This is a genomic window from Paenibacillus lycopersici (assembly GCF_010119935.1).
Taxonomy (GTDB): Bacteria; Bacillota; Bacilli; order Paenibacillales; family Paenibacillaceae; genus Paenibacillus_Z; species Paenibacillus_Z lycopersici.
In genome coordinates, this window is the sequence record NZ_CP048209.1 from 3882514 (window position 1) to 3895683 (window position 13170).

Below are 13170 nucleotides of genomic sequence, written 5' to 3' on the forward strand. Positions count from 1 at the left end.
TCCAACATTTACATTGAAACGCCTCTGTTCTAAAATGGACTACACGGAGGTGGCAACGCGATGAACATTCTCAAGGTGAAGGACCGGCAGGAGCTGGATCGGAGAATCCCGGCGATGCCCTGGTATATCGAGAAATTCATTAACTATAAGCTGCCCGATCTGTCGCCGTCCTCTCTGCTGGAGTATGTAAGGGACTACGATGCCTTCCTGTCCTGGCTGCTCGCCGAAGGGCTGGCTGAAGGCCCGACGATCCGCGACGTGAAATTGGACGAACTGGAGAAGCTGCATATGGACAGCATCGACTCGTTCCGCATGTTTCTCGCCACCAGGCCCGCGCATAGCAACAGCCGCGCGACGATCTCGCGCAAGCTGTCGTCCCTGCGCTCGCTCTTTCATTATTTGAGCCAGATCGCGGAGGATGAGCAGTTCTACCCGCTGCTCAAGCGGAACGTGATGGCGAAGGTGTCGATCAAGCGGACGTCGAAGCCGAAGGATACGGCCGCCAAGCTCGAGGGCAAGCTGCTGCAGGAGCAGGAAATCGAGGAATTTATCCGTTATATCAACGAGGATTACGGCTTGGAGGTCGCGAGCAACAAGCAGGCGTCCTATGCCTATGCGAACAACCGGACGCGGGACACGTCGATCGTGAGCCTGATTCTGAATTCCGGTCTGCGCGTGTCCGAGCTGGTCAATATGAACGTAGACGATCTGGACTTGAAGAAGCAGCTGCTGTACGTCTACCGCAAAGGCAAGAACGACGAGACGTTCAAGACGCCCGTCTATTTCCGCCAGGACGCGCTGCGGGACTTGCAGCACTACCTGTCGCTTCGCGAATCGCAGTACAAGGCGCCCAAGCGGGAGAAAGCCCTGTTCCTCGCGCTCGCGAACGGCAAGAACGAAGGCTCCCGGATGACGAAGCGCGCGATCCAGGAGATGGTCATCAAGTACGCCAAACGGTTCGGCAAGCCTTACTTGTCGGTACATAAGCTTCGGCACTCGTTCGCGACGGATTATTATCTCCGCAACGATCTGTACAAGACGCAGGAGCAGCTGGGCCACGCCTCCCCGGAAACGACGCAGATCTATGCGCATCTGACCGATAAGACGATGGCGGAAGCGATCGATCGGCCGAAGGAAGCGTGAGGAAAGGCTGAATGGCTTGAAGGCTGCTTGGGGAGTCGTCGTCGTCGGCATGTTGCCGTCAAGCTTGTTGAATGCAATTGAATGAATGCGATTGAACGAATGCAATGAAATGAAGAAAGGGATGACCTTGGCCGCTGCGGCTTCGGGTCATCCCTTTCTCGCTTTCATTCCCTTATTCGCCTCCCTTACTCATCGCGCGCAACGGTGCTCAACACCGCTTGCAGCTCGGCGTGAACGATCGCATTCGACGCAATCAGCGTATTGTCGCTCAGGGCGTAAGGGCGTCCGTCGCGATTGGTCACCTGCCCGCCCGCTTCTAGAACGATGACGATTCCGGCGGCTGCATCCCACGGATACAGCCCGTCATGCCAGAATCCCGTCAGCCTGCCGGCGGCCACCAGGCATAGATCAAGACTGGCCGAGCCGAAGATCCGAATGTCGCGGGCCGTTCCCGCCATCCGCCCGATCTGCTTCGCCGCGCAGGAACCGGGATGCCAGTCCTTCGCCTGAAATCCTGTCCCGAGCAAGGCATCGCCGAGCCCCCGCTCTTGTCCGACCGCCAGCTTCTCCCCGTTCCGATAAGCCCCGCCGCCCCTCATGGCGGTATAGAGATCGCCGGTGAGCGGATTGTGCACGACGCCGCAGACCGGTACGCCGTTCTTGACGATGCCGATCGAAATCGCGAAATGACCGACCGCGTGAATGTAATTCGTCGTGCCGTCGATCGGATCGACGATCCAACCGTAGCCTTCCCGGGGCTGCAGCATGCGCTGCCAAGCATCGCCTTCGGCGCCGTCCGTCTCCTCCGAATAAATCCAATGTTCGGGATAATCGTCCCGGATCAGCCGGCATATCAACGATTCGCTCATGACGTCCACGGCCGTCACCAGATCGGATTTGTTCATTTTCTCCTGAATGCGAAGCGGCGAGTTCATCCGGTCGGCGACTAAGGCGCCCGCCTCCCTGGCGTATCGCTCGGCGTTCTTCAGCATCGTTAATTCATAAGCCGCTTGCGCCTCCATGGCATTCGCTCCCATCCGATAAGTCATTTTCCTATACTCCCGCAATCGGCGTGCCGATTCAGTCGATACACCCATCCGTACGCCGAAGCGGACGTAAGCTGAAATTCGATACCCGTCAGCCGCTTCAACCGCTCCCATTCGGCCGCATATGGCGCCGAACGAGCCGAATCGATCGGAATAACGCCATACGCCGGCCGAATCCAGCCCAAAATGCGCTCATTGCAGCCATCCGGCAGCCCGTGATGGGCAGCCTTCCATACCTCGCATGCCAGATCGCGCCTGCCTGCGAGCCGCTCCCAGCCCGGCTCCAGTTGATCCCCGCCGAATAACACGCCGGTCGCAGGAGCATCGCCGCAGCTGAGCCGGTACACGGAGCTGTCGTGGTTGGACGCTTCGAAGAACCGCTCGAGCAGCTCGCTCTCGGCCTGCTCCGCCTTGGCCAGCTCGGGCAGCAGCTGCCGCGCGGGAAGCGGGTCGCCGCGCCATGGGTATTCGTGAGCGAAGCGGATCCCGCTTTCCTCCCATACGACTTCGCTGCCTTCGCGGTCATACCGTTCGCGCCATACGATGATCGTCCCCCGCGCCAGCAGCCGGTCGATCATCGTCAAGTAGGCAGCGAGCATGCGGTGCATGCTTGCCGCCAGCGGCGTGAGCGCCGTCGCCGGGTTAGCCGGCGGGAGCCGAAACGGTTCGTACGGCAGCAGCGCGCGCTTCACCCGTATCTCTTCCCGCTCCGCCACAGCGAGCAGGCCGTTCAAATGATCTTCGTGCAGATGCGTCAGCACCATCCATTCGACCTCGGCGTAGCCGTGCCGGTTCAGCCAATGAAGCGGATGGTCGCGGTCCGGCAGCGCTTCGCCTGCCCCATGCTCGTCGCCGCCGTCGATCAGCGTCACGCCTCCGGACGGCATCCGGACGACATGCGCATCGCCCCAGCCGACGTTCAGAAAATGGACCTCCGCGCCGTTCATGGTCATGCGGTTTACTCCTCCCTGTTCGGTCGTATGGATTGGCCGAAGCCTGCGGCGTCGCCTTCGTAAGGCAGTACATGAATCGCCCGTTTATCCACCGACAGTTGAATGCGCGCTTCCAATCCGACGCCGTTCTCCGGACCCGTACCCGGACAATCCACGATCCATTCGGCATGGTCGTCCGCTACCCAATACCGGATTGAACGCCCATGGAAGCTGACGCGCCGAACGAAGCCGCTCCAGGCGTTGTCGCCGTGGAACGAAGCATCGCGGATGGCGATATTTTCCGGCCGGATGACCATCGTCACCCGGTCGCCTTCGGCGAACCGGGCGCTATCGCGGACGGCCCGCATGAGGCCGATGCCGCTCGCGATGATAAGCTCGCCGCCTTCTACAGCTTGCACGACGCCGTCCGCGAAGTTGGCCGCGCCGACGAAGCCTGCCGTGAATGCGGAAGCGGGCCGGTGATAGATCTCCCGCGGCGTGCCCGTCTGCACGATCCGGCCTTGGTCGAATACCGCTACCTGATCGGATATCGACAGCGCCTCGTCTTGATCGTGCGTGACGAAGATCGCCGTGAATCCGAGCCGCTGCTGCAGCAGGCGCAGCTCGTCCCTGACCTCGACGCGCATCTTCGCGTCGAGGTTGCTGAGCGGCTCGTCCATGAGGATCACCCGGCTGCCCGTGACGAGCGCGCGCGCGAAAGCGACGCGCTGCTGCTGGCCGCCGCTCAAGGCGCGCGGGTACCGGTGCTGCAGCCCGTGCAGGCCGAACATATCCGCCATGGCCGCGATTTTCTGCTGTACGTCGCGCCGCGGCAGCTTCCGCAGCTTGAGCCCGTAGGCGATGTTGTCTTCCACCGTCATATGCGGAAACAACGCGTAATCCTGGAAGACGAGCGGCGTGTCCCGCTTGAAGGCCGGCAGCCCGTTCATCCGTTTGCCGCCGATGCGGATCTGGCCGGCATCCGGCTCGAAGAAACCGGCGATCAGCTTCATCAACGTCGTTTTGCCGCAGCCGCTCGGTCCGAGCAGCGTCGTGAACGAGCCTTCCGGTACGCCGAGCGACACATTCTTGATCGCTTCGAAATCGCCGAAGCGTTTGGATACGTTCGTAATTTCAATCATCGGTTCGTTCATTGGTTCATGCATCGTTTCGTTGACTGGCATATGGCCCTCCGTTACAGTTGGATCGGATTTGCCTGTTTCTTCATGAGCAGCCGCGCGGCCGCCAGGACGGCGAACGCCAGGACGATCAGTCCGGCCGTCAATGCCGAAGCGCTGCCCCATTGCCCGTTCTGGACAAGGCCAAGAATGGAGACCGTGCCGACCGACGTTCGGGCGGAATAGATAAAGACGACAACGCTCAGACAGGTGACGGAGCGCAGAAACGAGACGGTCACGGCCGAGAGGAACGGCCCCCGAAGCAGCGGAAGCAGGATCCGCGCGAACGTTCGCGGCCGATTCGCGCCGAGATTGAGCGAGGCTTCCTCCAGCGATCCGCTGATCTGCGCGAGTCCGGCCAGAATGGCGCTGTAGCAGGTCGGCAAATTCCAGAACATCAGCGCCAGGATCATAATCGCCGGCGTTCCCGACAGCAGCAGCGGCTTCTCGTTGAAGGCGACGGCGAAGCCGAGCCCCAGGAATATGCCGGGTACCGCGCCCGGCAGGATGGCAAGCGCGTCCAGCAGCCGGTACATCCGCGTTCGTCTCCGCTGTACGATGAACGCGAGCGGAAGCGAGAACAGCGCCGCGGCCAGCGACGAGACGAGCGCGAATTCGAGACTGTTGGTCATCTCCCTGCTTTTGGAGAAGATGTAGTGGACGTTCTTCAGCGTGAACGACCAGTCATATCCCCATGTCTTCGCGAACGCGCCGTAGAACAGCACGCCGTATATCGCGATGACTAGCGCCGTCACGAGCATGCAGCCCGCGAACAGCGTCCATTTGACCGCGGCGGGAAGGGCAAACGCATATGAATTCGAAGCTTTGCCCGTTACGGTCACATAGGAGCGTCGTCCGACCCACGCGCGGTTCAGGACGAACAATGCCAGCGCCGGAACGAGCAGCGCGGTCGACAGGACGGAAGCCGAAGGCAGATCGTACATCCCCGACATCTGCATGTACGCCTCGGTCGGCAGCACGTGAAAATTGCCCGCGATGATGATCGGATTGCCGAAATCGGCCAGCACGTTCATCGCCGCGATCAGCGCGCCGCCCGCCAGTCCCGGCCTGCACAGCGGCAAATAGACATGCCTGAACACCTGCCAATGCGAAGCGCCTAGGTTGTAGGCGGCATTCTCGAGCTCCGGCGAGATGGACGCCATCACGCCATGAATGACGGCATAAGCGTACGGAAAGAACGTAATCGTCTGCACGAGCCATAGCCCATGCCAGCCGTAGATATCGAAATGGACGTGAAGCACGTATTTGGAAATAATGCCTTGCCCGCCGAACAGCAAAATATACGACAGCGCGACAATGAACGGCGGCGATACGATCGGCAGCAGCGCGATCGAAGCGAACAGCTTGCGGAACGGAACCTGCGCTCTTGCGACCGCATAGGCGAACAAGAACGCGATCAAGGTGCACGAGACCGTCGAGACGGCCGTCATGAACAAGCTGTTGAGCGCGGCATGATACCAGCTCGAATAGGTGAATAATTTGCGGTAATCGTCCAAGCGGGAATATCCGGCGACCTTGATGAGCGGCCAGACGACGAACAGGCACGTCACCAGGATCATCGCGGCGGAGCCGAGCGCCGGCAACGGATTTCGCCTCGTTCGCTTCATGTCCCCCGCGCCCGGTTTCGGTTTGACGGCAGTCGAGAGCAAAGCGTTCACCCTTTCGGTTCAAGGCGCGCACCTCCACCCTGCGGATCGAACCCGCAGAGAGGAGGCGGCGGCTGAAGAATGCGTACTCGTTAAGCTTATTTGCCGATCATGTCGGTGAATTTCTGCACGACGTCGGCTTTCATCGCCGATGCTTTGGCGCGGTCGTAATTCACCAGATCCACGTCCTCGATCTTCACCATGCCTTCGGGTGGCGCGACGTCGCCGCGAACGGAGTAGCGGTTGGACATCTTCGTGTTCATCTCGCCGACCTTCTGCGTCAGCAGCCAGTCGACGAACGTCTTCGCGTTATCGGTATTCGCGCCGCCCTTGACGATGCCGACGCCGCCGATCTCGAATGCGGTTTGCTTCGGAATGACGACTTTGATCGGATAGCCCTGCTTCTGCGCTTTGACGATATCATGCGCCCAAGCCATGCCGGCCAGGAACTCGCCCGTCGCCGTCAGCGTAATGCCGTCGCCGGCCGCCGGCGTATAGTGATGCACGTTCGCGTTCAGCTTCTTCAAGTAGTCCCAGCCCTTCTCGTCGCCGAGCCGGAACAATTGATCCGCCGCGAAAATATAGCCGCCGCCCGCCGTCGCCGGGTTCGACGTGATGAATTTCCCTTTATAATTCGGATCGAGCAGATCGTCCCATGTCTGCGGCTCCTTCACGCCTTTCGGCGCCAGTTCCTTCTCGAAGCGGTCTTTGTTCAGCACGATGCCGAGCACGCCCATGTACCAGCCCTGCCAGAAGCCTTTCGGGTCGTTGAAGCGCGCATCGATCTCCTTCGCGTTCGGCGACGTGTACGCCTCGAGCAATCCTTGATCCGACAGGCCGTCATAGAATTCCACCGAGCCGCCGACCATGATGTCCGCCTGCGGGTTGTTCTTCTCGGCTTGGACGCGCGTGCTGGCATCGCCCGCTCCGCTCAGGCGGATGTATTCGATGTTAATGCCCGTATCGGCCTTGAACTGCTTCTGGATCTGAACGATGTCGTCCTCGTTGAGCGCGGCGTAGACGACCAGCTTGTCGGACTTCGGCGCCGTATCGGCCGGCGCCGCGTCTGCCGCCGAATTGCCGCTTGCTGTGCCGGCGTCCGCAGCGTTCTTGCCGCCGGCCGTATTCGCGTTCGCCGCCGTTTGGCTGCTTGCGGCATTGGTCGATGCTTGCGCCGTGCTGCCGTTATTGCTGTTGTCGCTGCCGCAGCCGGACAGCATGGCCGTCAGCGCGAATGCCGATGCCAGGACGAAACCGCCCATGCGGGCGCGTGGTTTGTTGAACATGGTTAACCCTCCCGTAAATTGAGTAGCAGATGAAGCGCATGATTATGACGCTTTTCACGCCGATGAATCCGATACATCCGTTCGGCCGTATTCGCCGTTATGGCGATTGCGCCGCGACAATGGCGAATCCCCCCAGTACGGCTCCTTAATCCACTTTCCCTCCCGAATAGCTGTCTGTACATGGTAAAGCGAAGCAGACACCGTTGTCCTATGCCGGCCTATCCGGCGGCTAGGCGCCGTTGCGGTCGTCAGATTCGCCGCGATCCATCTCCCCCGATCCCGTTTGGATAGTGATGCTGTCTGACACCTTGAATTATAGGCAGTCCATTTCTTGACTGTCAATCCAGGCAATGTTAAGTGTTTGTTGAGATAGTATCCAGCAATAGCAAGCTTCTTATTGTGAAAATGCCGATGTCTGTGCTACACTTTAGATGTCAGACAGCATATGTCGCCAAGGAGGAACAACGGAAAGTTGGATAAGAAACCGCTATATCTCAAAGTGAAGGAAGAAATCGAGCGCGGCATCGCGGCCGGCGCGTTGAAACCGGGCGACCGCCTGCCCTCCGAGCCGGAGATGGCGAAGCAATACGAGGTCAGCCGCCCCACGCTGCGCGAGGCGCTCAAGATGCTGCAGCGGGAGAAGACGCTGATCAGCAGGAACGGCGTCGGCACCTACGTGAACAGCCGCACCGACGGCATTCTGAATCCGTTGAACAAGCTGCAAAGCGTCGGGCAAATGATCAAGAACGCCGGCTTTAAGGAGAGCGAGCTCGATATTCACATCTATACCCGGGAAGCCGAAGCGGATTGGAGCGAGAAGCTGCAAAGCGAGGAGAACGTCGTCATCCTGGAACGTTCCAGAACGGCGGACGGCAACAAAGTGGCGTTCTACTATAACATCTTTCCGCAAAGCCTTGTCGCCGGCCATATCGACGGCGAATTCACCGGCGCGATTTTCGATTTTCTGCGGAATAAAATCGGCATTCATATTACGTACGCCATTACGGAAATCTGCGCGGTCAGCCTGGACAGCCCGCTCGACCGCACGGCGATCGAGCTGCTCGGTCCCGACATCCTGCTGCTCAAGCAGTTGCATTACGACGAGCACGACAAGCCTGTCTTCTACTCGCTCGATTATCTGAAGAGCAGCTTCTTCAAGCTCATCGTGAGACGGGAATAGCGCCAGCCCGGCAAGGGACGGGCGCCGCCAGAAATGCCAAACAGCCCGAACCAGTAAGGCCGGGCGGTTTGGCGTTGCTATGCGAGGGTATGCATGGCTCTTTTCGGGCTTGCTTGTACCGGGCATGCTTGTTAGGGGCTTGCTTGTACCGGGTACGCTTGTTCGGGGCTTGCTTGTACAGGATCTGCTCGTCAAGCGAGCGAGAAATAGATCCCGGTTTCCATCTGCGACTCGTCTTCCTTCCAATGGCCGTACGCTTCGACGAGCGGCTTCTTGCATTGGCGTCCGGCTGCCGATACGGCCGCATGCAGTTCATCGTAAGTGCGGCCCAGACCGCCGTAGTGACCGCGATGAACGCAGTAGGCGTATTCGTTCAGCGTCCAGGCGCGCTTCGCCAAATTCGGGACGCCATCTACAGCGCCTTCGCCGCGCGATGCCGGAAGCTCCAGCTCCACGCCGACGAACACCGTGCCGTCTTCCTCGTAAACCATATGGGTCAACCCGCGGTTCGGCAGCGCTTGGCCGCGCACTTCCGCCCAAAGCTTGTCGAGCAGCTCCTTGATCGTCGTTCCGTAATCGTCTCCCGGAGGTACTTGCTTCGAAACGCCGTGCAGCGTGACGTTGAACGGCTGGTCAGTCATATGCCATTGCAAACTCATCGAATCGTCTCCTTTTCCGGCTTCATTAGTTTCGCGAATGCCGAGCGCCCGGCCAGCTGCGAATGATTGCTTACGCGTCGCGTCCATCGAACGCTCAGCCAGCCGCGAACGGCTGTACTAGCCTAGCGACTGTCGGGCGGCATCCAGCCATTTGCGAACGGCCGCGCCGGCATCCTCCGCCGCAATGTTCACGGCCGGCTCGCCGCTGCCCCGCTCTTTCCATTCGACCTGGCCGTCGGCAATTCCTCTGCCGATGACAATCCGGAGCGGAATGCCGATCAGATCGGCATCCTTCAGCTTCACGCCGAGCCGTTCGCTCCGGTCGTCGAGCAGCGCCTCGACGCCATCTGACCGTAATTGCTCGTACAGCCGGTTCGCCGCCTCCATCTGCGCTGCATCCTGATGCGAGACCGGAATGACATGGACCTGGAACGGCGCCAGCCCGACAGGCCACAGCATGCCGTTGTCGTCGTGCCGCTGCTCGATGACGGCGGATAGCAGCCTCGTCACCCCGATGCCGTAGCAGCCCATAATGAACGGATGGCTCTCGCCGCCGGCATCCGTGAACCGGGCGTTCAGCGATTCGCTGTACTTCGTGCCGAGCTTGAACACATGGCCGATTTCGATGCCGCGGATCACCTGCAGCGCGCCTTGCGCGCAATTCGGGCATGCCTCGCCTTCCTCCGCGTTGCGGTAATCGCCGACAACGGACAGCGGAAAATCCCTGCCCGGCACGACATGCCGGATATGATAGTCGGTTTCGTTCGCGCCGGCGACGCCGCGGCGCATCGCGGCGACTTCCAGATCGACGAGCAGCGGAATGCGCAGCCCGGCCGGGCCGGCGAAGCCGATTGCCGCGCCCGTTGCCGCCAGCACGGTCCCGCCGTCCGCCAGCTCAAGCTCGTTGGCGCCGAGCGCATTCTTCACCTTCGTCTCGTTCAGCGTACGGTCCCCGCGGACGAGCACCGCGACAGGCTTGCCGTCCGCCATGAAGATCAGCGTCTTGATCAATTCGTCGCCGCGAATGCCGAGCGCCGCTTCCAGATCCGCGATGCTGTGCAGCTTCGGCGTATGGAATTTCTCCATGCCCGGCACGGCTTCCTCCGCTTCGTCGGCCGCGCCATGCACGGAAGACTCGCGAGTGCCGCCGAGACCGGCGCCGGCCGCCGTTCCGCGTCCGGCCGCCTTCTCCATGTTGGCTGCGTATTCGCAGTGGCTGCAAACCACGACATCGTCTTCGCCGGAAGCGGCGATCGCCATGAACTCATGCGTGCCGCCCTCGCCGCCGATCGCGCCGGCATCGGCTTCCACCGCCCGGAACGCCAAGCCGCACCGTTCGAAAATCCGATGATACGCGTCGTACATCGCCCGGTACGTCGCGTCGAGACTCTCCCAATCGGCAGAGAACGAATAGGCGTCCTTCATGACGAATTCCCTGCCGCGCAGCAAGCCGAAGCGCGGACGGCGCTCGTCGCGGAATTTCGTCTGGATTTGGAACAGCGTAACCGGCAGCTTGCGGTACGTCGACACCTCTTGACCGATAAGATCCGTTATGACCTCTTCGTGCGTCGGGCCGAGCACGATTTCCCGGTCGCCGCGGTCGCGCAGGCGAACCAGCTCCGGACCGTACACCTCGTACCTGCCCGACTGCCGCCACAGATCGGCGGGCTGCATCGCCGGCAACAGCACTTCCTGCGCGCCTGTCCGCTCCATCTCCTCGCGGACGATCCGTTCTACGTTCCGCAGCACGCGCCGCCCCAGCGGCAGGAACGAATAGACGCCGGCAGACAGCTGGCGGATGAAGCCGCCTTTGACGAGCATCCGATGGCTGACGGCTTCCGCATCGGCCGGCGTATCCCGCATCGTCGGCATAAGCATCGTTTGTTGTCGCATAATGAACCTCCATTTTCTGAACCCAGATTATTCGCGATACAGCTTCGTGAACCCGAATCCGTACATTCGCGGCATGACCATGCGTATGCCGCGAACGCAAGAATGCAAAAAAACACGCACCCGTCCCCGGTCAAGGGACGAGTGCGTGCTCGCGGTACCACCCCAAATTCAGCCGGATCGCGGACGAATGTCCGCCGATCGGCGCTCTGGCTTGGATAACGGGGATCTCCCGGCTGCAAATACTCGGCTTTCTTTGCAGCGACTACAAGGCGGGACTGTCCGGCGGCCGCGGGAAGCTTCTCAACGTGGGCTTCCTCTCTGTACGCGGCTTGTGCTCGAACGGCATGTCCTTGATTACGGTCGTTGATGATTGGTTCTAAAAATACAACAGGTTCTGGACGATTGTCAAGAGGCCGGTAACCGCGCCGATAACATTGCCGCCATTCGCGTCCGTTCGACGCATGCTCTTCTTAACGTAAACACGATTTTCGTACAGTTCGACTACTTTTTTTGCCGTTCGACCCCGCTCGACTCCGTCCGTCGATTTGCGCATATAAACAAATCATTAGCGGCATTAATTATTCTATTTCACCATTGTTTAGATCATTAATTATCAACGATGTCCGTGCTTCCCGCTCTCCATTTGGACAAGTTCCAGCTCGGCCAGCTTCCTCCCTCGGCCGTACCCATTCGAATGCCCGCGATCGCTTCCTCCAGCCCTTCGATAGCGTCCGGATGTCCGGCTTGAAGCTTGATCAGCGCCGGCAGCGCATCCGCCGACAACGTGCCGAGATAGGCGGTATCGATCTCTCCGCTTGCGGCATAACGGTCGCAATTGCGTTCCGCAATGATCGCATCGAGATTCGCGAAATTCATCGCCAGGTAAGCCGCGATGCCAAGCGCGATGTACGTTTTGGCCAGCGAGAATCGCTCCCGCCATATCCGCAGCAGCGACGCCGCCAGAATGAAGCAGAGGAACACCATGAACCCGTGCACGAGCAGCCTCGTCTGCGTATATCCGTACGCTTGTTCATAGAGCGACAGCCGGCTGAACGCGGATACGAGCATGATGACGGTGCAGCCGACAAGCAGGCTGAGCGACAGCTTGCGCACCAGCTCGCCGATCCGTTCGCCGCGTTTGACGAGATGCAGCCCGCACAGCAGCAGGATCAAGTTGATAAGCGCCGCGGCGATCAGCTGCGCGAAGCCTTGTCTCGCATATTCGGCGTAGGCGACGTCGTCCGGCAGGAGTCCTCTCGCAGCCCCGAACAAATACGAGAATTGAATGATGGCGAAGACGACATAGACAAGATTGATGCTGATCAGCAGCGTGCAGGCGGTCAGCGGGTCAAGCGCGAACGGTTCCCGTTTCGCCTCGGCGCTCATAACCGGCCGGCTTTGCAAGCCGCCGCCGATCCCATCCGCCCTGTGATCCCCGCTCCGATTGAACAGCAGCGCCCACAGATAGCAGAATGCGTACCAAGCGAACAACGCGCCGACGAAAATCCGGATGAAGCCGTCGAACAGATTCCAGTGGAACAACAGCCGCGGAATGCGCCAAACCAGCGAATTGAATATCCGGTCCGCGGAAGCGAGCAGGCCGATGACGAGTCCGAGCAGCGGCGCCGCCAGCAGCAGGCCGAACAATATCCGCCGCAGCTTGCCTGACGCCGTATTGGCGCCGGCTTCGGATTTCGGCAGCAGCCGGTCGTTGAGCAGGCCGAACGGAATGCCGATATATGCACTCGGCTTCAGCAGCGCCAGATGCAGCACATCGACGTAGAACCCGCCGCGATACCAAGGCTTGGCGCTGCTCCTCGTCAGCAGCACGGTCTGCGCGGCCGCAAGCGCCGGAAGCATGATCACGTTCAGGCGATGGAAGAACGCATTGTCGTATAAGGCGAACGTCAAGGACAGCAACGCCACGGGCACGCTGAGCAGCCAGCCGGACCTGGTCTGGCCCCGCCACTGTTCGAACCCGCCGATTCTGCCTCTGACCGCATAGAAGAACAAGCCGTAGAACGCGATTACGAACAACGGCACGTTCACGTTGAACCCGTTCCCGACGAATAAATATTGGCTGACGATTCCAAACAGCATCGACAGCAAAGCGATATTCTCGTATCTCCGCTGCCATGGCGCCGGATTTCGCATCGTCTCACTCCTTGCAATTGCGCCGACGTAAG

At 60.3% G+C, this 13170-nt stretch carries 10 protein-coding genes; 2 read left to right on the forward strand and 8 right to left on the reverse strand.

From position 1 onward, the window contains the following. Window positions 1-60: 60 nt before the first annotated feature. The gene (xerS, locus tag GXP70_RS17080; protein ID WP_162357944.1) at window positions 61-1143 is read left to right on the forward strand and encodes a tyrosine recombinase XerS; all 1083 of its coding nucleotides are present in this window, start codon (window positions 61-63) and stop codon (window positions 1141-1143) included. A gap of 185 nt (window positions 1144-1328) precedes the next feature. Here xerS and GXP70_RS17085 read toward each other — a convergent pair whose 3' ends face one another. The 5 genes from GXP70_RS17085 to GXP70_RS17105 form a co-directional block, all read right to left on the reverse strand. Then, window positions 1329-2192, reverse strand: coding sequence for an inositol monophosphatase family protein (locus GXP70_RS17085; RefSeq protein ID WP_162357945.1), 864 nt, complete (start codon window positions 2190-2192; stop codon window positions 1329-1331). Continuing rightward, window positions 2189-3142 (reverse strand): ComEC/Rec2 family competence protein, encoded by a 954-nt coding sequence (locus tag GXP70_RS17090; RefSeq protein WP_162357946.1) that lies wholly within the window; start codon window positions 3140-3142, stop codon window positions 2189-2191. Before GXP70_RS17090 ends, GXP70_RS17085 begins: the two co-directional genes overlap by 4 nt. A gap of 5 nt (window positions 3143-3147) precedes the next feature. After that, window positions 3148-4305, reverse strand: a complete 1158-nt coding sequence (locus GXP70_RS17095; RefSeq protein ID WP_162357947.1) for an ABC transporter ATP-binding protein — start codon at window positions 4303-4305, stop codon at window positions 3148-3150. A gap of 11 nt (window positions 4306-4316) precedes the next feature. Beyond that, on the reverse strand, window positions 4317-5927 hold the full coding sequence (locus tag GXP70_RS17100) for an ABC transporter permease (RefSeq protein WP_162357948.1): 1611 nt from the start codon (window positions 5925-5927) through the stop codon (window positions 4317-4319). A 137-nt stretch (window positions 5928-6064) separates the two neighbouring features. After that, a complete protein-coding gene (locus tag GXP70_RS17105; protein ID WP_162357949.1) occupies window positions 6065-7252 on the reverse strand; it encodes an ABC transporter substrate-binding protein in 1188 nt (395 codons plus the stop codon). A 472-nt stretch (window positions 7253-7724) separates the two neighbouring features. Between GXP70_RS17105 and GXP70_RS17110 the strand changes: the two genes are divergently transcribed. Next, the gene (locus GXP70_RS17110) at window positions 7725-8432 is read left to right on the forward strand and encodes a GntR family transcriptional regulator (protein WP_162357950.1); all 708 of its coding nucleotides are present in this window, start codon (window positions 7725-7727) and stop codon (window positions 8430-8432) included. Window positions 8433-8623: 191 nt separating this feature from the next. Here the strand turns inward: GXP70_RS17110 and GXP70_RS17115 are convergent, their stop codons facing one another. The 3 genes from GXP70_RS17115 to GXP70_RS17125 all read right to left on the reverse strand — a co-directional run bounded on the left by GXP70_RS17115 (window position 8624) and on the right by GXP70_RS17125 (window position 13138). After that, window positions 8624-9091 carry a GyrI-like domain-containing protein gene (locus GXP70_RS17115; RefSeq protein ID WP_162357951.1) on the reverse strand — a complete coding sequence of 156 codons (468 nt, stop codon included), beginning with the start codon at window positions 9089-9091 and terminating at the stop codon, window positions 8624-8626. A gap of 117 nt (window positions 9092-9208) precedes the next feature. Further along, window positions 9209-10984 (reverse strand): proline--tRNA ligase, encoded by a 1776-nt coding sequence (locus GXP70_RS17120; protein WP_162357952.1) that lies wholly within the window; start codon window positions 10982-10984, stop codon window positions 9209-9211. Window positions 10985-11590: 606 nt separating this feature from the next. After that, entirely contained in the window at window positions 11591-13138 is a 1548-nt protein-coding gene (locus tag GXP70_RS17125) for a DUF4153 domain-containing protein (RefSeq protein WP_162357953.1), read from the reverse strand. Between the last annotated feature and the right edge of the window lie 32 nt (window positions 13139-13170).

Excerpts from the sequence above, each read along its gene's own strand:
- xerS (WP_162357944.1), top strand. The coding sequence starts at position 61 with ATGAACATTCTCAAGGTGAAGGACCGGCAGGAGCTGGATCGGAGAATC.
- GXP70_RS17085 (WP_162357945.1), bottom strand. The coding sequence starts at position 2,192 with ATGACTTATCGGATGGGAGCGAATGCCATGGAGGCGCAAGCGGCTTAT.
- GXP70_RS17090 (WP_162357946.1), bottom strand. The coding sequence starts at position 3,142 with ATGACCATGAACGGCGCGGAGGTCCATTTTCTGAACGTCGGCTGGGGC.
- GXP70_RS17095 (WP_162357947.1), bottom strand. The coding sequence starts at position 4,305 with ATGCCAGTCAACGAAACGATGCATGAACCAATGAACGAACCGATGATT.
- GXP70_RS17100 (WP_162357948.1), bottom strand. The coding sequence starts at position 5,927 with ATGAAGCGAACGAGGCGAAATCCGTTGCCGGCGCTCGGCTCCGCCGCG.
- GXP70_RS17105 (WP_162357949.1), bottom strand. The coding sequence starts at position 7,252 with ATGTTCAACAAACCACGCGCCCGCATGGGCGGTTTCGTCCTGGCATCG.
- GXP70_RS17115 (WP_162357951.1), bottom strand. The coding sequence starts at position 9,091 with ATGAGTTTGCAATGGCATATGACTGACCAGCCGTTCAACGTCACGCTG.
- GXP70_RS17120 (WP_162357952.1), bottom strand. The coding sequence starts at position 10,984 with ATGCGACAACAAACGATGCTTATGCCGACGATGCGGGATACGCCGGCC.
- GXP70_RS17125 (WP_162357953.1), bottom strand. The coding sequence starts at position 13,138 with ATGCGAAATCCGGCGCCATGGCAGCGGAGATACGAGAATATCGCTTTG.